Here is a 21,020-nt window from a genome sequence, read left to right on the forward strand (position 1 = left end):
ACCCACCATGGACATGCGAACGAGTGCGGGGCGCCACCCGCACGACGACGCACCCGACACCGCCGACGCCTTCCGCCGGCTGGTGAGGCTGCCCCCGGGTCCCCGGCGGGACGCCCTGCGCGCGGAACTCGTGGAGGCCTGGCTGCCGATGGCCGACCGGCTGGCCGGCCGCTTCCGCAACCGCGGCGAGAACCTGGACGACCTGCGTCAGATCGCCGCGCTCGGCCTGGTCAAGGCGGTCGACCGCTACGACCCCGGGCGCGGGTACGCCTTCGAGAGCTACGCCGTGCCCACCATCACCGGCGAGATCAAACGGCACTTCCGCGACCACATGTGGACGCTGCACGTGCCGCGCCGGGTGCAGGACCTGCGCAACCGGGTGCGCGCCGCCGACCAGGACCTGGCCCGGACCATCCCGGGCCGCAGGCCCACCGTCGCCGAGATCGCCGCGCACGCGCGGCTGAGCGAGGACGACGTGCGGACCGGGCAGGAGGCGCTGGACAGCTTCACCGCGCTCTCGCTCGACGCGGAGCTGGCGGGTGGCGCGGACGGCTACTCCCTCAACGACTCGCTGGGTTCGCCCGACGCGGCGCTCGACACGGTCGTGGACCGAGAGGCCGTCAAGCCCCGCCTCGCGGCGCTGCCCGAACGCGAGCGGGCCATCCTCTACATGCGGTTCTTCGACGACATGACGCAGAGCCGGATCGCCGAGGAACTGGGCATCTCCCAGATGCACGTCTCCCGCCTGATCAGCCGCAGCTGCGCCCGGCTGCGGGAACAGGTGCTGCGGGACGCGGCGTAAGGCCTGCCGGGCGGAGCGGGGGAGCGGGCGCCCGGACACGTGGTCCGGTGCTCACCCGTGGTCCGGCGCCCGTCTGCGGCCCGGTGCGAGACTGCGGCCCGGCACCCGGCGCGACGGCACCACGCAGGGCGGGGGCGTCGCGTCGGTGCGCCGGGGCTCGTGCGCCGGCCGAGCGGGCTGGGGCTGCCGGGCGTGCAGTTCGCCGGGACCGTCTGTCCCCCGCGTCCCGCCGGCTCCATCCGTCCCGCCGGCTCCCGGGAACGGGGGGCCGGCGGGACCCGTCGGGGCGGGGCCGCTGGAGCGGCGGTGTCACCCGATAGGCCGTCGGCGTCCCGCCAATGGGGCTCGGCCGCGCGCGGGCCGTGGCGTGAGGCGCTGTGATGACAGCCGGGGGCACGGAATCCCGTGCCTCCGCGCCGCCCGTCCGAGAGGCCCAGCCCATGCGCCGAACAAGCCCCCGTGCCCTGTCCGCCGCCGTCCTGGCCGGTCTCATAGCGGGCTCCGCCGCGACGACCGCGTACGCGGTCCCGGCCACCGGGTCCCCACCGCACCCGGGCACCGCCGCTCCCCGCGCCGCCTGCGCGCCGGCCGGCGACCTCGCGGCGGTCAAGCCGCTCGCCGCCCACGGCACGGCGCCCGGTTCCTGTCCGGCCGGGGCCGGCGCCGAGCGGGACCGTGCCGCGGCGCGGCGGACCGCCCCCGGTGATTCCGGCGACGACGTCTCCGACGACGAGATCCAGGACCTGTCCCAGGACCCGGTCCTCCGGGACGCGCTCGCCAACGACCCCGCCCGCCAGGACTCCCCCAGCCAGGCCCCCACCCCCACCGCCCGTGACGGCGCCGCCGGGGAGACGGCCCGCGCCCCGTCCGGCGACGACCCGGCCCGCGTTCCCGCGGCCACGCCGTCCCGCACGGCGGCCCCGGCCGCACCCGACCCGGCGGGCGGTCAGTCCAGCCGGCCGCCCTCCCGTCCTGCGGGCCGCGACGAGGGGTCCGGCACCGCCTCGCGGGATCCCGCACGGCCACCGGCGGCCACCCGTGACCCCGGGCGCGACTGCGCCGACGGGGGCGGCGGGGACTGCTCCGCGGCCCAGCACGGGGTACAGGCCGGTACCGGCGGCTCGTTCACCGCGTCCCTGCCCGCGCTGATCGGCGGCGGCGCGTTCATCGCGGCGGCCCTGTGCGGCGCGGCGCACCGCGTGTGGCGCCGACGAAGAGCGGGCGACTGAGCACCGGGCGCCCCAGGGGCGCTCAGCGTCCCCGGCCGGCCCCCGCGACCCCCGGGACCCATGGGACGGCCCCCGGCGGGGTACCCGCACCGCCGAGGGCCTGGTCCCGGTCGTACCGGCCCTCGCCGCACGGCCGGGCCCCACGGCGACCACGACGGCCACGCATCGCAACGGCATCGCATCGCACCGGCGGACAGGACACGGCACCAGGGACTGCGCGGAGGCACCCATGCGGCGGACGGAGCGGGAAGGACACGGCCCCGTCCGTTACGGGCCCTCGGCCCTGCCCGAGGACGGACTGCCGGTGCTGCCCGAGCTGTCCGCCGCGCTCGCCGGAGCCGCCGGCCGGATCCGGGACAGGCCGATCGGCGGCTGCCCCGAACTCCTGGACGCGGCCGGCGGCTACTGGTTGCGCCGCGGCCTGGCCGCCGGCCCCGACCGCCTCGCGGCGGCCCCCGGCGCCCCCGCCCTGCTGCTCGCCCTGACCGCCGCCCTCGGCGGCGACGTCCTGGTGCCCCGCCCCTGCGCCGCCTGGTGGGCGCCGTACGCGCGCCTGCTCGGCAGGCCCGCCTTCCCCGTGCCCACCCCGGCCGAGTCCGGCGGCGTACCCGATCCGTACGCCCTGCTGGAGACCGTGCGCAGGGTACGCGCGGAGGGCGGCGACCCGCGGCTGCTGGTCCTGTCCGTCGCCGACGACCCCACCGCCACCGTCGCCCCGCCCGAGGTGCTGCACGAGACCGTCGAGGCCGCCGCGGGCGAGGGACTGCACCTGGTCAGCGACGAGACCTGGCGCGACACCGTGCACGCGCCGCGGGAGACGGTGCTGGTGAGCCCCGCCGAGATGCTGCCCGAACGGGTCACCGTCGTCACCGACCTGGCCGGGGCGTTCCTGCCCGGAGGCTGGCCCGCCGCGATCGCCCGCTTCCCGGCCGGGCCGACCGGCGCCGCGCTGCACGCGCGTGTGCTCGACGTGCTCACCGCGCTGGACGCCCGGATCGCCGAACCGGTCGCCGCCGCGGCGGCCTGGGCGCTGGACGAACCCGATCCCGTCACCGAGCGCATGGCCGCCACCGTGCGCCTGCACGCGCGCCTGGCGCGCGCCGCGCACGCCGTCGTGGTCGGCGCGGGCGCGCTGTCCCGGCCCCCGCGGGCCGGCCGCCACCTCTACGCCGACCTCGGCCCGCTGCGTCCCGCGCTCGTCGCCCGCGGCGTCGGCGACGCGCAGGAGCTGGAGGAGTTCCTCGGCTCCCGGCTGGCCGCGCCCGCGCCCGGCGGCCACCGCTTCGGCGACGACCTCGCCGCGCTGCGCGTACGGCTGTCCGCGGGGGCGCTGCTCGGCGGCTCCGACGAGGAGCGCCTGGCGTGCCTGCGGTCGCCCACGCCGCTGGAACTGCCGTGCGTGCGCGCCTCGTTGATCTCTTGGAAGTCGGTCTTCGACGAACTTCGCGACGACGCTCAGCGATGGGAGCATCCCCGATGACGCAGCAGTCCGAGCCGACCACGACCACCACCCCGCCCTCGACGAGGACTGCCCCGGTCCCGGCCGGAACCGGCCCGGCCGGGACCGCGCCGGCCCGAGCCGCCGTCCCGCCTGTGTCCGCGACCGCCCGGAGAGCGGACGCCCCGCCGCCCGCGCCCGCCGCCGCGGCCACGCTCGCGCCTCCGTCCGGCCCCGCGCCGTGCCCGCCGCCCGCCGCGCCCCGGCCGCCGGGGGAGCGCCGGATGTGGCCGCGCAGCTTCCACGACCGGCTCACCGCCCCGCTGCCCGGCCTGAAGGCGCTGGCCCGGTTCGCCCGTGAGGGCGCGGTCCGGCCGGACAAGGAGGGCCTCGCCGACATCCCGCTGCTGCCCTGCGAACCCGGCCCGCTGCCCCGCGTCGACGCCCGCACCGTCGCCGTCACCTGGGCGGGGCACGCGAGTTGGGTGGTGCGGATCGGCGGGCTGACCGTGCTGACCGACCCGGTCTGGTCGCGCCGCATCATCGGCACCCCCGCCCGCATCACCCCCGTCGGCGTGCCCTGGAGCGCGCTGCCGCCCGTCGACGCGGTCGTCATCAGCCACAACCACTACGACCACCTGGACGCGCCCACGCTGCGCCGACTGCCGCGCGACACCCCGGTGTTCGTGCCCGCGGGGCTCGGCCGCTGGTTCCGGCGCCGCCGGTTCACCCGGGTCACCGAGCTGGACTGGTGGGAGGCGGCCGAACTCTCCGGCGTGCGCTTCGACTTCGTGCCCGCCCACCACTGGTCCAAGCGGACCCTGACCGACACCTGCCGCAGCCTCTGGGGCGGCTGGGTGCTCACCGCCCCCGACGGGCAGCGCGTCTACTTCGCCGGCGACACCGGCTACGGCCACTGGTTCTCCCGGATCGGCGCCCGCCACCCCGGCATCGACCTCGCGCTGCTCCCCATCGGCGCGTACGACCCGCGCTGGTGGCTCAGCGACGTGCACTGCGACCCGGAGGAGGCCGTCCAGGCCGCGCAGGACCTCGGCGCCCGCCGGATGGCCCCCATGCACTGGGCCACCTTCGTCCTGTCCGCCGAACCCGTCCTGGAACCCCTCATCCGGGTCCGGGCCGCCTGGGAGAAGGCGGGCCTGCCCCGCGAGGACCTGTGGGACCTGCCGGTGGGCGCGTCCCGTGTCCTGGACTGAACCCGCCGCGCCCGCTCCGTGCGCGCCGCTCCGCCCGCCGGCGGCGTACCCCCGGCGGCAGACGCCGGCGTGCGCGCCCAGTCCGCACCCCACGGAACGCACCCGCTCCCTGCGTCAGGCGGCGCGCCCTCGGCCGCCGCCCCCTGCGCGCCACCCGCCCCGCTCAGTTCGACGACCGGTGCGCCGGCGTCCACTCCCGTATCCGCCGCCAGGCGCTCGGCGCCACGCCGATCAGCACCGTCAGGAGGGCCGCGGCGAGCACGCCCTCCCAGGGCTCCTCGAACAGGGAGCCGCCGAGGATGCCGATCACCTGGTACGTCACCGTCCAGGCCAGGCAGGCCGGCAGGTTGCCACGGGAGAACCTGCGCAGCGGCCACTGCGCCAGCAGACAGGCCAGCATGATCGGTATGCGTCCGGCCGGCACCAGCCGGGACAGCACGAGTACCGCCACCCCGTGGTCGGCGAGCTTGCTCTGCGCCTGCTCCAGCCGGTCCTCCGGCGCCCGGGAGCGGATCGCCTCCAGCCAGCGCGAGCCGTTCTTCGAGCCCAGCCCGCGCCGCCCCAGCCAGTACAGCGCCGCGTCCCCGCAGAACGCGGCAAGCGACGCCGTCACGAACACCAGCGCCAGCGACACCGGCGCCGTACGGTGCACGGCGACCACCGCCGCCGAGGAGACCAGGGCGCCGGTGGGCACCACGGGCACCAGCGCCCCGATCAGCACCAGCAGGAACAGCGACGGATACCCGAACGCCTGCTGGGTGGTCTCCGTCGGCACCACCGCGGTCACGGCGGCCGCCAGTCGTATCACCGTACGACCTCCAGGCGCACGCTTCCGCCGTGCGTCAGCCGGTGCACCGCCACGCCCGGCGCGCGCAGCGCGGCATGGCGCACGAACTCGTCGCCCGGCGCGTGGAACTCGTGGGGGCGCACGGCGTCCATCCCGATCGGCCAGTACGTGCCGTAGTGCACCGGCACGGCGGTGCGCGGCGCGAGCCGGGCCAGCGCCTGCGCCGCACGCCCCGCGTCCAGGTGTCCCTCGCCGAGGTACGGCCCCCAGCCGCCCACCGGCAGCAGCGCCGCGTCCACCGGCCCGACCTCCTCGGCCATCGTCTCGAACAGGCCGGTGTCCCCGGCGAAGTACGTCCGCGCCCCGCCCTCGACGACGTAGCCGAGCGCGGGGGAGCGGTGCGGGCCGAGCGGCAGGCGCCGTCCGTCGTGCGCGGCGGGCACCACCCGGACCGTCACCGCGCCGACCTCGACCCGGTCGCCGGGCGCGACTTCGGTGATCCGCAGCCGGCCCGGCCGTCCGAGCCGGCGCAGCCCCGGCACCGCCCGTGGTGCGCCCCGGGGCACCAACAGGCGCGTGCCCGGTGCGAGCCGCGCCAGCGAGGGCAGGTGCAGATGGTCGGCGTGCAGGTGGGAGACGAGCACCACGTCCGCCTGCCAGGCGTCCGGCGGCGGCAGCGCGCCCTGGCGACGCCGCAGATGGGCCAGGCGGCGGGCGAACAGCGGATCGGTCAGCACGCGTACGTTCGAATCCTCGATCGTGCACGTGGCGTGACCCCACCAGGTGATCTCCACCGGCACTTCTTCGCCTCCTTCGCGCGACTCCCCCCGACCCTACGCGCAGGGGTAGGGTCGGCGGCGAAAACCCGGAGGTGAGGGGGACGCCATGGGAGAAATGCCCGATCCCCGCGGCGGGGCCGCCGCGACACCGGTCCGCGTCACGGCGATCGCCAGCCTGACGCCCCTGGAGGAGCTGAACGACGAGCCCTTCCTCGTGGACTCCCGCGGCCAGCACGCGATGTGCGCCCGGTGGGCCGCCGAACGCGGCTATGTGGTCGCCCGTGAGCTGCTCGTACGCGGCCTGCGCATCGACCACACCGCGCTGTGGGAGGGCGTCCGGCCCGGCGTCGACCTGTTCGTCGCCCCCAGCCGGCGCGTGCTGGAGCGGGCGCTGTCCTCCGTGGAGGAGTTCACCGCGGAATGCGCGCGCCGCGGGGTGCGCGTGGAGACGGTCGGCCAGGCCGAACCGTGCTACGACGCTCAGATGAAGGCCCGGGTCCACCGCCGCCTGTCCATGCCCACGGCCGGCTACGCGGGAGACTGACGGCCCCGGCACGGCCGGGCCAGGACCGCGGCCGACGGCGTCGCCCGGCGGTGGGCACGCCGACGATCCGGGGCCGGGTGCCGCCGACGGCCGACGCCCCCTCCGGCCCGGCCGGCCACGGCGGCGGCCGGCGGGACTCGGCCCCGGGGTCGGCCTGCGGCGCCCGGCGCGTCGCCCGGCGGCGACAGCGGCCCGCGGGCTGCTCACGCGGCCCGCCCTCCGTCGCCCGTATGACAAGCTGGACCGGGCCCGTGCGGAGGGCCGGGTCGGGACGTGAGGTGTGTCGTGGGTCGCGGGCGGTGGCGGCGGGTCGCCAGTCAGGTCGGGCGGAGCGTCGCCGTGTGGGCCGTGTCCACGGTCACCATGCTGGTGCTCGCCGGGATCCTGCCGGACTTCCAGCTCCAGTCGCCCGACGGGGACAGCGCGACCACCATCGCCGTCACCGCCGCCCTCGGCGCCGGCGCCTTCGGTGTGCTCTCGGCCGTCGTCTGGCCGCTGCTCGTCCGGCTGCTGCTGCTCGTGCCCGCGCTCGTGCTCGGCCTGCTGGTCTTCTTCCTCAACGGCTCGCTGCTCCTGCTCGCCCTGCGCCTGAACCCCGCCGGCCGGCCCGAGGCGGCCCCCGAGACCGCCGTCATCGTCGCCGCCGTGATGTCCGCGGTCGCCTCCGCCACCGGCGCCGCCCTCGCCGTCCGTGACGACGACGCCTACCGCAGCCGTCTGCACCGCCTCGCCCTGCGCCGCGGCAGAACCCTGCCGCCGTGCTCCACCACGCCCGGCACGGCCGTCATCCAGCTCGACGGCGTCGGCCACGACGTGCTGCGGGACGCCGTCGAGCTGGGGCTGATGCCGACCGTGGCCCGCTGGCTCGGCGCCGGCCCGGACGGGGCGGCGCCCCCGGGCCCGGCGACCGCCCCGCCCACGCACCGCCTCACCTCCTGGCGCACCGACTGGTCCAGCCAGACGGGCGCCAGCCAACTCGGCATCCTGCACGGCACCAACCACGACGTCCCCGCCTTCCGCTGGTACGAGAAGGACACCGGCGAGGTCATGGTCTGCAACCGGCCGACCAGCGCCGTGGAGCTCCAGCGCCGCGCCGTCGCCCGCACCGGCCACGGCGGACTGCTCGCCGACGACGGGGCCAGCCGCGGCAACCTCTTCAGCGGCGGCGCCGGCGAATCCGCCCTGGTCCTGTCCGTCTCGGCGCGCCGCGGCCCCGGCACCCGCTCCCGCGCCGGCTACTTCGCCTACTTCTCCGACCCCGCGAACGCCGTCCGCACCGCTCTGTCCTTCATCGCCGAGACCGGCCGCGAGATCGGCCAGTCCCTGCACGCCCGGCTGCGCGGACAGCGCCCCCGCGTCTCGCGCGGCGGTCTCTACCCGCTGATCCGCGCCTTCGCGACGGTCGTCGAACGGGACGTCGTCGTGGCCGCCGTCGTGGGCGACCTGCTGGCCGGCCGCTCCGTCGTCTACGCCGACCTGGTCGCCTACGACGAGGTGGCCCACCACTCCGGACCGCACAGCCGGGACGCCGCGAAGGTGCTGCGCCGCCTGGACCGCGCCCTCGCCCTGATCGAGAACGTCGCCGAGCACGCCCCGCGCCCGTACCGGATCGTCGTCCTGTCCGACCACGGGCAGAGCCCCGGCGAGACCTTCCGCGCCCGCTACGGCCTCACCCTCGCCGACCTGGTCCGGGCCGGCTGCGGACTGCCCGTGCCGCGCCGCGCCCGCAGGACCCGCAGCGGCGCCGAGGCGCGGGCCGCCGTCCGGGCCGCGCTGCGCCGCCCGGTGGAGGAGGGCGCCGAGCGCCATCGCCCCGCCCGCCGCCCCGAGCCGGTCGTGCTGGCCTCCGGCAACCTCGGCCTGGTCTCGTTCCCGGACGTGCCGCACCGGATGAGCGAGGAGGAGATCTCCGCCCGGCACCCCGCGCTGCTGCCGACCCTCGCCAACCACCCCGGCATCGGCTTCCTGCTCGTGCGCAGCGAGGAGCACGGCGGCGTGGTGCTCGGCGCCCGCGGTGCGCGCATACCGCTCGCCGACCTCGACGCCGACCCCGGGCCGCTCGCCGTGTTCGGTCCCGGTGCGGCCGACGCCGTCCGCCGCACCCACTCCTTCCCGCACACCGCCGACATCATGGTCAACTCCAGCCACGACCCGGCCGACGGCGAGGTGCTGGCCTTCGAGGAGCAGATCGGCTCGCACGGCGGCCTCGGCGGCGCGCAGTCCCGCCCCTTCCTGCTGTCCCCGCTGCGGTGCTCCCCGCCCGTCCCCGAGGGCACGGAACTCGTCGGCGCCGAGGAGATCCACCGCGTCCTGCGCCGCTGGCTGACCGAGGCGGCCGCGCCCCCGCGGGTCCCGGCTCAGGCCGCACCGGAGTCGGAGGCGGGGATGCCGGGAGCCGGGATGCCGGAAGCGGAGACACCGGTAACGGGGGCACCGGAGACGGATGGGGAGTCGGAGGAGCGGGCCGCCTGACCGCCTCCGCACCGCACCGGCCGCCCATACCGGACCAGACCGACCGTACTGCCCCGAAACACCCCTGCCGCGCGCCCCGTTCACCGCGTCCGCGCGCCCCGGATGTGATCGGATGGGGGCGACGGAACCCCGGCAACGGGTCCCAAGGCGAAAGGTATGGATCACACCGTGGCAACTACGCGCACCGCTCACACCGTCTGGGAAGGCAACCTGCTCGAGGGCAACGGCGTCGTCACCTTCGACTCCTCCGGCATCGGTGAGCAGCCGGTGTCCTGGCCGTCGCGCGCCGAGCAGGCCAACGGCAAGACCAGCCCCGAGGAGCTGATCGCCGCCGCCCACTCCAGCTGCTTCTCCATGGCGCTCTCGCACGGCCTGGCCGGCGCCGGCACCCCGCCCACCAAGATCGAGACCAAGGCCGACGTGACCTTCCAGCCGGGCACGGGCATCACCGGCATCCACCTCACCGTCGAGGGCACGGTCCCCGGCATCGACAACGACGCGTTCGTCGCCGCCGCAGAGGACGCCAAGAAGAACTGCCCGGTCAGCCAGGCCCTGACCGGCACCACCATTACCCTGGACGCCAAGCTCGCCTGACGCGCCCCGTCGGCGCGCCGCCGCACGAGCCGCCCGGCCGCGCTCCGGACGTGGGACGACCGCCCCCGATGCCGCGCCCCCGCACCCCGGGGTGCGCGGCATCGTCGTACGCCCCCGCCGGGGTACCCGGCATTGACAACGGCCCGCTCCCGTCCTGGGTTGGAGACGGGGGGCGACGCCCGGCGACGAACGGCGGAAGGGGACGACGATGACACGTGCGGTCGGGATCGATCTCGGGACGACGAACTCGGTGGTGGCCGTCCTGGAGGGCGGCGAGCCCACGGTCGTGGCCAACGCCGAGGGGGCGCGGACCACGCCGTCGGTGGTGGCGTTCGCCAAGAACGGCGAGGTGCTGGTCGGCGAGGTCGCCAAACGGCAGGCGGTGACCAACGTGGATCGCACCGCCCGCTCCGTCAAACGCCACATGGGCGACGCGCACTGGCGCTTCCCCGAGCAGGGCTCGGTCGACGGCACCCGCTACCGTGCGCAGGAGCTGTCCGCGCGGGTGCTCCAGAAACTGAAGCGGGACACCGAGGCCTACCTCGGCGAGGAGGTCACCGACGCGGTGATCACCGTGCCGGCGTACTTCGACGACGCGCAGCGGCAGGCGACCAAGGAGGCCGGGGAGATCGCCGGCCTGAAGGTGCTCAGGATCATCAACGAGCCCACGGCCGCCGCGCTCGCCTACGGCCTGGACCGGGGCGAGGAGCAGACCGTCCTCGTCTTCGACCTGGGCGGCGGCACCTTCGACGTGTCCCTGCTGGAGATCGGCGACGGCGTCATCGAGGTGAGGGCCACCAACGGCGACACCCGCCTCGGCGGCGACGACTGGGACCAGCGGCTCGTCGAGCACCTGGTCAAGCGGTTCAAGGGGCAGTACGGCGTCGACCTCGGCAACGACAAGATGGCGCTGCAACGGCTGCGCGAGGCCGCCGAGAAGGCCAAGATCGAGCTGTCCTCGTCCACCGAGACGAACATCAACCTGCCCTACATCACCGCCTCCGCCGAGGGCCCGCTGCACCTGGACGAGAAGCTCACCCGCGCCCAGTTCCAGGAGCTGACCGCCGATCTGCTGGACCGCTGCAGGAAGCCGTTCCACCAGGCGGTCCAGGACGCGAAGATCGAGCTGTCGGCCATCGACCATGTGATCCTGGTCGGCGGCTCGACCCGGATGCCCGCCGTCACCGACCTGGTGCGCGACCTCACCGGCAAGGACCCGCACAAGGGCGTCAACCCCGACGAGGTGGTGGCCGTGGGCGCCGCCCTCCAGGCCGGTGTGATCCGCGGCGACGTCAAGGACGTCCTGCTGCTCGACGTCACCCCGCTCTCCCTCGGCATCGAGACCAAGGGCGGCATCATGACCAAGCTGATCGAGCGCAACACCACGATCCCCACCCGGCGTTCGGAGATCTTCACCACCGCCGCCGACAACCAGCCCTCGGTCGGCATCCAGGTCTACCAGGGCGAACGCGAGATCGCCGCCTACAACAAGAAGCTCGGCGTCTTCGACCTCACCGGCCTGCCGCCGGCCCCGCGCGGAGTGCCGCAGATCGAGGTCGCCTTCGACATCGACGCCAACGGGATCATGCACGTCTCCGCCAAGGACCTGGCCACCGGCCGCGAGCAGAAGATGACCGTCACCGGCGGCTCCGCCCTGCCCAAGGACGACATCGACCGCATGATGCGCGAGGCCGAACAGTACGCCGAGGCGGACCGCGAACGCCGCGAGGCCGCCGAGACCCGCAACCAGGCCGAGCAACTCGCCTATCAGACGGAGAAGTTCCTGACCGACAACGGCGACCGTATCCCCGCCGACACCAAGGGCGAGGTGGAGTCGGCCATCGCCGGGGTGAAGGCGCTGCTGGAGCAGAACGCCGACACGGCAGCCCTGCGCGCCGCGACCGACGAACTGGCCACCGTCAGCCAGCGGATGGGCCAGGCGATGTACGCGCAGGCCCAGCAGCCGCCCGGGGACGCGGGCGGCGGCGAACAGACGCGGGACCGGCGGCCCGGTCAGGAGGACGAGGGCGTGGTGGACGCCGAGATCGTCGACGACGACCGCGACACCAAGGGCGGAGCCGCGTAGCCGCAGGACCGGAGCCGCGCAGCGCGGAACCCGAGCGGCGGGAAAGCAGAACCGGAGCCGCGGGGAGCGGGCGGCCGGCGTCCCCCGGACCGGCTCCGGAGAGGTGGCGGCTCAGTAGCCCTCGCGGCACTCCCGCAGCAGCCGGCGGGTGCGCTCGGCCGACGCCGCACGGGTCGTCATGTGGTCCAGCACCTCCAGGTGCGCGGCGACCTCGGTGCGCGAGTCCAGATACAGCGCGCCGGTCAGGTACTCGGTGTAGACGAGGTCCGGCAACTCCGGCTCGGCGAACCGGAACAGCGTGAACGGCGCGTACGTCCCCGGATGCGGTCCGTCGGCGAACTCGGCGATCTGGACCGTCACCCGGTCCCGCTCGGTGAGTTCGAGGAGCTTGTCCAGCTGCCCGCGCATCACCTCGCCGCGCGGGCTCACCGGCCGGCGCAGCGCCGTCTCCTCGACGACCACCCACAGGTGCGGGGCGTCCGGCCGTTGCAGCAGCTCCTGGCGGGCCATCCGCAGCGACACGTGCCGCTCGATCGACTCCCGCGCGGACTGCCCGACCGTGCCCGCCTCCAGCACGGCGCGCGCGTACTCCTCGGTCTGCAACAGTCCCGGAACGAAGTGCGGTTCGTAGGAGCGGATCAGCCGGGCGGCGCCCTCCAGGCTCACGTACAGACTGAACCAGTCCGGCAGCACGTCGTGGAAGCGCTGCCACCAGCCGGGCTGGTTGGCCTCCTCGGCCAGCCGCACGAACGCGGCCGCCTCCTCCTCGTCCACCCCGTACGTCTCCAACAGCACCTGCACGTAAGGGATCTTGAGGGCGACCTCTGCGAGTTCCATGCGCCGCACGGTCGCCGGGGCCACCCGCAGTACGCGCGCGGCCTCCTCCCGGGTCAGGCCGGCCGCGTCCCGCAGCTCCTGAAGCCGTCTGCCGAGCACCACCTGGCCCACCGTCGGCGCCGGCCGCCGCTCGCTCACGCCACGCCTCCCCATACGCGCCGAAGTACGCGGATCAGTGTGACACAGCGCCTCAAGGGATCATCGAGCGAAGGTACTTCACGGTCGCCGGGTCGGCGGGCAGGAAGGTCTCGATGGCCAGCTCGGCCACCGTCACGTCCATGGGCGTGTTGAAGGTGGAGATCGAGGAGACGAACGACAGCGTCCGCCCGTCGTGCTCGATCAGCATCGGCAGCGCGAAGTACGGCACGTCACGGGCCGGTTCCTCCGGGAGACCCGAGTCGTTCTCCGGGACCGGGTACGCGGCCACCTCCTCGTACAGCTCCCGCAGGGCCGGGGAGCGGTGCAGCGCGATCTGCCGCTCCATCTGCGCCAGCAGATGCCCGCGCCACTCGCGCAGGTTGCGGATGCGCGGCGCCAGACCCTCCGGGTGCAGGGTCAGCCGCATCGCGTTCAGCGGCGGTGCGAGCAGCGTCTCCGGGACGCCCTCCAGCAGCATGGTGATGCCCCGGTTCGCCGTCACCACGTCGTAGCGGGCGTCCACCACCAGCGCCGGATACGGCTCGTAGCCGAGGATCAGCCGCTCGAGCCCCTCCCGCAGGGCGCCCAGCGCGGGCGCGTCCAGCGGGGTCTCCGGGTAGTGGGGGGCGTAACCGGCGGCCAGCAGCAGCGCGTTGCGCTCGCGCACCGGCACGTCCAAGTGCTCGGCCAGCCGCAGCACCATCTCCTCGCTGGGGCGGGAGCGGCCGGTCTCGATGAAGCTGATGTGCCGGGCCGAGGAGTCGGCGCGCAGCGCCAGCTCCAGCTGACTGACCCGCCGCCGCTCGCGCCAGGCCCGCAGCAGCGGGCCGACGCCCTGGCCGGCGGGGGCGGTGGGAAGCGCGGCGGCAGCGGTGGCGACAGTGGTCATACGCCTGACCGTAGTCGAACCGCCGTCCGATCCGGGCCGCTCCCCGGCCGCGTCCCCCGCGCACCCCGGTGAGCAGGGACGGCTCGGCGCTCCTGTGGCAGGCTGAACACATACCCGCGGCCGCGCACCGCGGGCCCGCCGCCACCCCCCGAGGGAGTGTTCCCATGCCCGTCGAACCGCTGTCGCAGAAGGAGATCGAGGACCGGCTGGCCGAGCTGCCCGGCTGGTCCCTGGACGGGGACCGGCTCACCCGCTCCTACCGGCTCGGCTCGCACTTCGCCGCAACAGCGATGGTGGTCCACATCGCGCAGGTGCAGGAGGAGCTGGACCACCACTCCGATCTCACCCTGGGCTACGACACGGTCTCCGTGAGCGTGCACACGCACAGCGCGGGCGGCGCCGTCACCGAGAAGGACTTCCGGCTCGCCCGCCGGGTCGAGGACCTCGCTCCGGGCCACGGCGCGCACTGAGCCGCGCGGAACGGGGGGAGCCATGCTGGACTACGACGAGGAAGCCGCGCGCTACGACGCCCTGCGCGGCGGCGAGCCGCGTGCCGCCGCCGCGGCCGAGGCGGTCCTCGGTCTGCTGCCCGGGGCGGTGCGGGAGATGCTGGACCTCGGCTGCGGCACCGGGATCGTGACCCGCCGCCTCGCCGCGGGCCGCCCCGGAGCGCGGGTGACCTGCGTCGACCGGGCGCCCGCGATGACCCTGAGGGCCGCGGCCCGGCTGCCCGGCGCCGTCGTCCGTGCCGACAGCCGCCGGCTGCCGTTCCCGGACGGGCGCTTCGACGCGGTCACCAGCGTCTGGCTGCTGCATCTGCTGTCCGCCCCCGAGGACGTGCGGGCGGTGGTCGCCGAGTGCGCCCGGGTGCTGCGGCCCGGCGGCGTCTGGGTCACCACCGTCGACAAGGCCGCCGGCCACAACGTCGGCAGCGACATCGACGCCGTCCTCGCCGCGCGACCGCCCAGCGCCGCCCGCGACGCCGGGGACGAGGTGGCCGGGTACGCCGCGGAGCACGGTCTGCGCCCGGCCGGCCGGGCCCGCTTCCCGGGCGCCGGCCAGGGCCGCAGCCCCCGCAGCACCGTCGAGGACCTGCGGCGCGGCTGGTTCGTCACGCTGCCGCCCGGCGAACCGCTCGCCGAGGAGTTCGCCGCCCGCCTGGCGGCCCTGCCCGACCAGGACCGCCCCCGCCCGGACCCCGTCTTCACCCTGCGCGCCTTCCGCAGACCCGCCGAGGGCGAGCCCGCCGCGGGGTGAGCCGGGTACGACGACCGGGTGGACCCCAGCAGCAATGGGGTCCACCCGGCGTGCGGCACGCGGAGCCTTAGCGGGGACTTATTCGAGGAGCTCCGCGTACGAACCCATGGCGAGGGCTGTGTCCGCCTGGGCCCAGAACCGGTGGTACGTGAAGACGGGAGCCGCCCCGCCCTTGAGATAGGCCTCGATCTTCGACCAGGCCGGGTCGTTCTTGTAGAAGGACCGGATCGAGGAGAAAGTGGCCGAGGAGTCGATCTTGTCGCCGTTCGGCATGGTGCCGGTCCAGCCGCTCGGCACGTACACGCTGTCGCCGAACCGGCTGTAGTCGGTGCGGGTCTCCGGGACCGCGACGCCGAGGGCGTCCTGGTCGTTCGCCCACATGCCGTCCAGCAGCGCCTTCGCCGTCGACTTGGCCTGCGCGTCACCGGACTTGGCGGCGTAGTACGTCAGCGTCTTGGCGTACGCGGCGGCCACGCCCACGTCGTCGGTGTAGTCGGCGATCGTGACGTGCAGGGAGCTGTTGGCGCCGGGCGATGCGGCGTTCCAGGTGTCCGGCTTGCCCGACCACTTCAGCGTGGAGGGGATCAGGAAGGAACCGTCCGGGTTGACCGTGGTGTTGGCCAGTGCCCACTTGACCCACTTGTCCAGGACGGTCTTCGCCTTGGCGTCCCCGGTCTGCTGGTAGTACTCGGCGACGCGCTCCATCGACCAGGCCTGGAAGCCGAACCACTGGTTGGACGGCGGGTCGTGGTAGACGGGCGCCTCGTCGTAGTACATGCCGTAGAAGGTGGGGGTGCCGGCCGGCGGGGTGGCGTAGCGGCCCTGCCAGCTGTTGGTCGCGCCGCCCGCGATGGCGCCCTCGGACGACTGGAGCCACTGGTAGAACTCCAGCTGCCGTTGCAGGGACTTGCTCCAGTCGCTCGCGCCCGTCGCCGACTTGGGCTTCAGATCGGCGTAGGAGCTGAGCGCGTACGCGGCCAGCGGGTTCTGGTAGCCGCCGTGGACGTGGCTGGAGCCGATGCGCCAGGCCCAGCCGGCGCTGGTGTCGGTGGCGCCGCCCCAGGCGTAGTACCAGGACAGCAGGTAGTGCGAGGCGTCCTTGCCGGTGCCGGCCGCGCAGGTCGACGGACCGGTGCAGTTGCCGATCTTCTTGAAGTACTTGTCGTACATCGCGTAGCGCAGGTAGTCGCCCATCTTCGCGGCCTTGCCCACGGTCGCGGAGACGTCGCCGCCCTTGCCCTGCGCCTTGGCCCACACGTCCGCCCAGTACGCGGCCTGCACGGCGCGCGCGTCGGCGTCCGGGGCGTCGGTGTACTTCCACTGCCTGGTGTAGGAGGAGTCGCCGGTGAAAAGGTCCAGGTAGCCGTTCTTGCCGCCGTACTTGAAGGCGTCGCAGGTCGGCTGCGGGACGGTCTCCCAGACGGACTCCTGCGGGCCGCGCTGGAAGGTGTTGATGTAGGACGGTCCGGTGGCGGCCGGGCCGGCCTCGCACTTGCCGGGCTCGTCGCCGTAGCCGTAGACGTTGTCGACGTCCTGGATCCAGTGCATGCCGTAGACGTCGTCCGTGCCGTACGCGGACTTCAGCTCGCCCGCGATCGGGTCCGAGCCCACGGACACGGAGGTGTCCAGCCTGGCCGGGTACTCGTTCGGAGTGTCCGCCTCGGGCGCGTACGTGGCCGGCTTGGAGGCGTTGTAGAAGGAGTTGGTCGGCTGGTCGGCGTGGGTGGGGATCATGTACTTCTCCATGATGTCCCAGGCGCCGTTGAACTTGGACCAGTCGCCCGTCACCTTGCCGTACATCGCCTGGAGCCAGATCAGATAGCTGTAGGCCTCCGACGTGGTCTCGTGACCGTAGTCGGGCGCCTCCACGATCAGCGTCTCCACCGAGTGGTAGGGGATGCCCTCGGGCGAGAAGTAGCCGTTCGCCGGGTTCGTGATCTTCCCGTAGAGGTCGAGGAAGCGGGCGTCGTACGCCTTCGACGCGGCCAGTTCCGTCACGGTGACCGTGGCCTTGGCGTGGCCGGCTGCGGAGGCGGTGAAGGTCGCCGAGCCGGTCCCGGAGGCGTCGGCCGTGATCGTCACCTTCTGCGCGGTGCTCCAGTTCGCCGGGGTGAAGGTGAGCGAGGAGCCGGCGGTCACGGACAGTCCGGTGTTGCCGTCCGTACGGGCCGTGCTCACGGTCACGTTCGCGCTCGGCTGCTTGGACAGCTTCACCTCGAAGGTGCCCGACTTGCTCTGTTGGACGCCGAGTTGGGTCGGCGAGGCGACCACGGCGGGGCCGGAGGCGACGGTGACGCCGACCGGCGTGGACTCGGCGGAGGCGCCCAGGCTGTCGTAGGCCTTCGCCAGCAGCGAGTGGCTTCCCACCGCGAGATCGGAGGCCGAGAAGGTGTACGGGGCGCTGGTGTCGGTGCCCAGCAGCGTCGTGTCGTCGTAGAACTCGACCTTGGTGATCGCCGCGTCGTCGGCGGCCGCGGCGGTCGCGGCGAGCGGCACGGCCTCGCCCTGCGAGTAGGTGGCGCCCGGGGCCGGGCTGGTCAGCACGGTGATCGGCGGCTGGTGCGCGCCGGCGCAGGTGGTCCCGTTGACCGCGAAGCTCGTCGGCGCGGTGTTCGTGCCGCTGTAGGTGAACTGCGCGCCGGTGGTCACCGCGGCGCCGGCGGCGATCGTGCCGTTGTAGGAGGCGTTCTTCACGGTGACCGACTGCCCGGACTGCGACCAGCTGCCGTTCCAGCCGTTGGTCAGCTTCTGGTTGCCCGAGTATCCGTAGGCGAGGGTCCAGCCGTTGACGGCGTCCGTGCCGCGGTTGGTGATCGTCAGGTCCGCGGTGAAGCCGGAGCCCCAGTCGTTCGTCCTGTAGTCCACGCTGCACGCGAGTCCCGCCGCGTGCGCCGTGACCGAACCGGTGGCCAGCATGGTCGTGGGGAGTGCGAGGGCCGCCACCGCGGCGGTCCACAGCCGCCGCGCCAACCGGCGGCGTCTGGGTCTGTGTGCGGGGAACATGTGCTGGTCCCTCCTTGCGGCTCGGAAGAAGGTGTGGGGGAGGAGCAACAAGCCCTGACCAGTGGGAGCGCTCCCATAGTGCGGACGTGTCAGGGAACGGTCAAGTCCTGGACGGAACGAAAAGATTCGGCGCCCCGCTGACCGGCTCCGTCGCCGAAAACTCGCCGGAAACTCGGCGCCGCCCCTGTTCCTCGCCCGGACTTGCCGCTACCTTCACTCGAACCAGTGGGAGCGATTCCATCAGTCGACGTGTCCGCCCGACGCGCCAGAGCTGCAAGGAGTCGCTCATGCGACACCCCCCCGCGTTCGGCCTTCCTGGCCGTCGCCGGCGCGGTCGTGCTCCTCGGGAGCGTGGTCGTACCGGCGGTCACGGCCCAGGGGCCACCCCCGTCTGCACAGTCCAGTACCCGGTCCCCGGCCAGCGGGACAGCGGCTTCCAGGGCGCCGTGCGCATCACCGACGACCGCGCCGCGCTGACCGGTCGGAGTCTCGCCTTCGACTTCCCGGGCGGCCTGGAACGCCGAGTGGTCCCGGTCCGGCGTCGCGGTGACCGCCGTCGGCGAGGGCTGGAACGGGTCGCTCGGCAGCGGTGCGGGCGTCGACGCCGGGTTCCTCGCCTCGGGGCCGGCCGGCACGTCCACGCCCACGGTGTTCCAGCTCGACGGCACGGCCTGCGACGTGGATCCGGAGCCCATGGCTTCGTCGACCAGGTCATGAAGCGGTTCTACGACCACCGCCTGTCCTGCCTCGGCTGGACCTGGAACACCTGGGACTGTTCCTCCGGCCCCTTTCCGAACTCCGCCTACGACGGGTCACCCACCGCGTACGGCGCCGGGCTGCGCGACCACTTGCGCGCCCTCGCTCCCTGACCTCCCCGTCCCGACCGACCGAGATACCGGCACATCCTTTCCCAACAGGAGGAATTCCGCACTCATGAGCCGCACCAGAACAGCGATGCTCGCCGCCCTGACCCTCGTCGCCGGGGGCACGGGGATGGCGCTCACCGCCATCCCCGCCAGCGCGGGCGCCACCGCCGCGCCCTGCACCGTCGACTACAAGATGAACCAGTGGAGCACCGGCTTCACCGCCGACGTCACCGTCACCAACAACGGCGCCGCCAAGTCGTCGTGGGCGCTGAAGTGGACGTACGCCGGCAACCAGAAGATCACCAGTGGCTGGAACGCCAAGATCACCCAGTCCGGCGCGAACGTCACCGCAGCCAACGAGAGCTACAACGGATCGCTCGGCACGGGCGGTTCGGCCAGCTTCGGCTTCCAGGGCACCTACAGCGGCACGAACGCCGTTCCGGCGTCCTTCACCCTCGACGGCGTGACCTGCAACGTCGACAGCGGCGGCGGCACGGGCGGCGGCACCGGCGGAGACACCGGGGGAACCGGCGGCTCCGGCGGCGACACCGGGGGAACCGGCGGCGACACGGGCGGCAGCACCGGAGGCGGAGGCACGGACCCGAGCGGCCGGGTCGACAACCCCTACGTCCAGGCCAAGGTCTACGTGGACCCGGAGTGGTCCAAGCTGGCCGCCGCCGAGCCGGGCGGCAGTCGCATCTCCAACCAGCCGACCGCCGTCTGGCTCGACCGCATCGCCGCCATCAACGGCGTGAACGGCGGCATGGGCCTGCGCGCCCACCTCGACGAGGCCCTCAAGCAGAAGGGCTCCGGCGACCTCGTCGTCCAGCTGGTCATCTACGACCTGCCCGGCCGTGACTGCTCCGCCCTCGCCTCCAACGGCGAGATCGGGGCCACCGAGCTCGACAAGTACAAGACCCAGTACATCGACCCGATCGCCTCGATCCTGGCCGACTCCAAGTACGCGGGGCTGCGCATCGCCACCGTCATCGAGCCGGACTCGCTGCCCAACCTGGTCACCAACGCCGGCGGTACCAACACCACCACCGACGCCTGCGTGACCATGAAAGCCAACGGCAACTACGAGAAGGGCGTCAGCTACGCCCTGGACAAGCTCGGCGCGATCCCGAACGTCTACAACTACATCGACGCCGGCCACCACGGCTGGCTGGGCTGGGACACCAACCTCGACCCGTCGGTCCAGGAGTTCCACAAAGTCGCGACCAGCAACGGCGCGAGCGTGAACGACGTGGCGGGCTTCATCGTCAACACCGCCAACTACGGCGCCACGAAGGAGCCGTACTTCAAGGTCACCGACAGTGTCAACGGGCAGACCGTGCGCCAGTCCAAGTGGGTGGACTGGAACCAGTACGTGGACGAGCAGTCCTTCGCCCAGGGGCTGCGCGACAAGCTCGTCGCGGCGGGCTTCAACTCCAACCTCGGCATGCTGATAGACACCTCCCGCAACGGCTGGGGCGGATCCGCCCGGCCCGCCGGAGCCGGCCCGCTGACCTCGGTGGACGCCTACGTCAACGGCGGCCGCATCGACCGCCGCATCCACACCGGCAACTGGTGCAACCAGAGTGGAGCGGGTCTCGGCGAGCGCCCGACCGCGGCGCCCGCCGCCGGGATCGACGCCTATGTCTGGGTGAAGCCCCCGGGCCAGTCCGACGGGTCCAGCTCGGCCATCGCCAATGACGAGGGCAAGGGCTTCGACCGGATGTGCGACCCGACGTACGGCGGCAACGCGCGCAACGGCAACAGCCCCACGGGAGCGCTCCCGAACGCCCCGGTGGCCGGCCACTGGTTCTCCGCGCAGTTCCAGGAGCTGATGAAGAACGCGTACCCGCCCCTGCCGTAGGGCGGTGACGCGGGGGCGATCCCGCCGGCCGGCCGGACCACCGCGGTCCGACCGGTCCGGCGGGACCCGGCCCCTGAACCCGTACGGCGTCACCGGGTGCCGCGGCGGCCGCGCCCGGTGGCGCCGCTCGCGTGTTCCGGCCGCGCCCGTCCCCCGCGCGTCCCAGCCGCGGGTCCGGAAAATGGCGCTCCCGCTTCTTGCCGTCCCGGCAACGGAAGTGGCCC

At 74.1% G+C, this 21,020-nt stretch carries 18 protein-coding genes; 13 read left to right on the forward strand and 5 right to left on the reverse strand.

Annotation, left to right across the window (positions count from 1 at the left end; translation table 11 throughout):
- Positions 1 to 7 precede the first annotated feature (7 nt).
- The 4 genes from AB0N63_RS02035 to AB0N63_RS02050 all read left to right on the forward strand — a co-directional run bounded on the left by AB0N63_RS02035 (position 8) and on the right by AB0N63_RS02050 (position 4,683).
- Positions 8 to 802, forward strand: a complete 795-nt coding sequence (locus AB0N63_RS02035; RefSeq protein WP_365522780.1) for an RNA polymerase sigma factor SigF — start codon at positions 8 to 10, stop codon at positions 800 to 802.
- 440 nt (positions 803 to 1,242) lie between these two features.
- Complete coding sequence (locus tag AB0N63_RS02040) at positions 1,243 to 2,031, forward strand: hypothetical protein (RefSeq protein ID WP_365522783.1); 789 nt, start codon at positions 1,243 to 1,245, stop codon at positions 2,029 to 2,031.
- Positions 2,032 to 2,260: 229 nt separating this feature from the next.
- A complete protein-coding gene (locus AB0N63_RS02045) occupies positions 2,261 to 3,511 on the forward strand; it encodes an aminotransferase class I/II-fold pyridoxal phosphate-dependent enzyme (RefSeq protein ID WP_365522786.1) in 1,251 nt (416 codons plus the stop codon).
- Positions 3,508 to 4,683, forward strand: a complete 1,176-nt coding sequence (locus AB0N63_RS02050; RefSeq protein ID WP_365522789.1) for an MBL fold metallo-hydrolase — start codon at positions 3,508 to 3,510, stop codon at positions 4,681 to 4,683. Before AB0N63_RS02045 ends, AB0N63_RS02050 begins: the two co-directional genes overlap by 4 nt.
- A 163-nt stretch (positions 4,684 to 4,846) precedes the next feature.
- Here AB0N63_RS02050 and AB0N63_RS02055 read toward each other — a convergent pair whose 3' ends face one another.
- Entirely contained in the window at positions 4,847 to 5,491 is a 645-nt protein-coding gene (locus AB0N63_RS02055; protein WP_365522792.1) for a VTT domain-containing protein, read from the reverse strand.
- Positions 5,488 to 6,270, reverse strand: a complete 783-nt coding sequence (locus AB0N63_RS02060; RefSeq protein WP_365522794.1) for an MBL fold metallo-hydrolase — start codon at positions 6,268 to 6,270, stop codon at positions 5,488 to 5,490. The genes AB0N63_RS02055 and AB0N63_RS02060 overlap by 4 nt, the downstream gene beginning before the upstream one ends.
- Before the next feature lie 85 nt (positions 6,271 to 6,355).
- Here AB0N63_RS02060 and AB0N63_RS02065 point away from each other — a divergent pair, with 85 nt between their 5' ends.
- The 4 genes from AB0N63_RS02065 to dnaK all read left to right on the forward strand — a co-directional run bounded on the left by AB0N63_RS02065 (position 6,356) and on the right by dnaK (position 11,945).
- Positions 6,356 to 6,793 carry a hypothetical protein gene (locus AB0N63_RS02065; protein ID WP_365522797.1) on the forward strand — a complete coding sequence of 146 codons (438 nt, stop codon included), beginning with the start codon at positions 6,356 to 6,358 and terminating at the stop codon, positions 6,791 to 6,793.
- Between the two features lie 285 nt (positions 6,794 to 7,078).
- Positions 7,079 to 9,265 (forward strand): phage holin family protein, encoded by a 2,187-nt coding sequence (locus AB0N63_RS02070; protein ID WP_365522800.1) that lies wholly within the window; start codon positions 7,079 to 7,081, stop codon positions 9,263 to 9,265.
- Between the two features lie 168 nt (positions 9,266 to 9,433).
- Entirely contained in the window at positions 9,434 to 9,859 is a 426-nt protein-coding gene (locus AB0N63_RS02075; RefSeq protein ID WP_009191504.1) for an OsmC family protein, read from the forward strand.
- A 208-nt stretch (positions 9,860 to 10,067) separates the two neighbouring features.
- Positions 10,068 to 11,945 (forward strand): molecular chaperone DnaK, encoded by a 1,878-nt coding sequence (gene dnaK, locus AB0N63_RS02080; protein WP_365522803.1) that lies wholly within the window; start codon positions 10,068 to 10,070, stop codon positions 11,943 to 11,945.
- Between the two features lie 111 nt (positions 11,946 to 12,056).
- Here the strand turns inward: dnaK and AB0N63_RS02085 are convergent, their stop codons facing one another.
- Together AB0N63_RS02085 and AB0N63_RS02090 are read right to left on the reverse strand one after the other, a co-directional pair.
- The gene (locus tag AB0N63_RS02085; RefSeq protein WP_365522806.1) at positions 12,057 to 12,920 is read right to left on the reverse strand and encodes a helix-turn-helix transcriptional regulator; all 864 of its coding nucleotides are present in this window, start codon (positions 12,918 to 12,920) and stop codon (positions 12,057 to 12,059) included.
- 52 nt (positions 12,921 to 12,972) lie between these two features.
- On the reverse strand, positions 12,973 to 13,809 hold the full coding sequence (locus AB0N63_RS02090; RefSeq protein ID WP_365522809.1) for a helix-turn-helix transcriptional regulator: 837 nt from the start codon (positions 13,807 to 13,809) through the stop codon (positions 12,973 to 12,975).
- Between the two features lie 164 nt (positions 13,810 to 13,973).
- Here AB0N63_RS02090 and AB0N63_RS02095 point away from each other — a divergent pair, with 164 nt between their 5' ends.
- Both AB0N63_RS02095 and AB0N63_RS02100 read left to right on the forward strand, forming a co-directional pair.
- Positions 13,974 to 14,279, forward strand: coding sequence for a 4a-hydroxytetrahydrobiopterin dehydratase (locus AB0N63_RS02095; protein WP_365522812.1), 306 nt, complete (start codon positions 13,974 to 13,976; stop codon positions 14,277 to 14,279).
- Between the two features lie 22 nt (positions 14,280 to 14,301).
- Positions 14,302 to 15,066, forward strand: coding sequence for a class I SAM-dependent methyltransferase (locus tag AB0N63_RS02100; protein ID WP_365522814.1), 765 nt, complete (start codon positions 14,302 to 14,304; stop codon positions 15,064 to 15,066).
- 78 nt (positions 15,067 to 15,144) lie between these two features.
- On the opposite strand, the gene AB0N63_RS02105 is transcribed toward AB0N63_RS02100, so the two are convergent.
- Positions 15,145 to 18,069, reverse strand: coding sequence for a glycoside hydrolase family 48 protein (locus tag AB0N63_RS02105; RefSeq protein ID WP_365522817.1), 2,925 nt, complete (start codon positions 18,067 to 18,069; stop codon positions 15,145 to 15,147).
- A 546-nt stretch (positions 18,070 to 18,615) separates the two neighbouring features.
- On the opposite strand from AB0N63_RS02105, the gene AB0N63_RS02110 reads away from it, so the two are divergent.
- The 3 genes from AB0N63_RS02110 to AB0N63_RS02120 all read left to right on the forward strand — a co-directional run bounded on the left by AB0N63_RS02110 (position 18,616) and on the right by AB0N63_RS02120 (position 20,796).
- Entirely contained in the window at positions 18,616 to 18,786 is a 171-nt protein-coding gene (locus tag AB0N63_RS02110) for a cellulose binding domain-containing protein (protein WP_365522819.1), read from the forward strand.
- A complete protein-coding gene (locus AB0N63_RS02115) occupies positions 18,783 to 18,938 on the forward strand; it encodes a hypothetical protein (protein WP_365522821.1) in 156 nt (51 codons plus the stop codon). Before AB0N63_RS02110 ends, AB0N63_RS02115 begins: the two co-directional genes overlap by 4 nt.
- 64 nt (positions 18,939 to 19,002) lie before the next feature.
- A complete protein-coding gene (locus AB0N63_RS02120; protein ID WP_365522824.1) occupies positions 19,003 to 20,796 on the forward strand; it encodes a glycoside hydrolase family 6 protein in 1,794 nt (597 codons plus the stop codon).
- The last annotated feature ends 224 nt before the right edge of the window (positions 20,797 to 21,020 follow it).

It is taken from the genome of Streptomyces sp. NPDC093260 (assembly GCF_040683715.1).
GTDB classification, from domain to species: Bacteria; Actinomycetota; Actinomycetes; order Streptomycetales; family Streptomycetaceae; genus Streptomyces; species Streptomyces sennicomposti.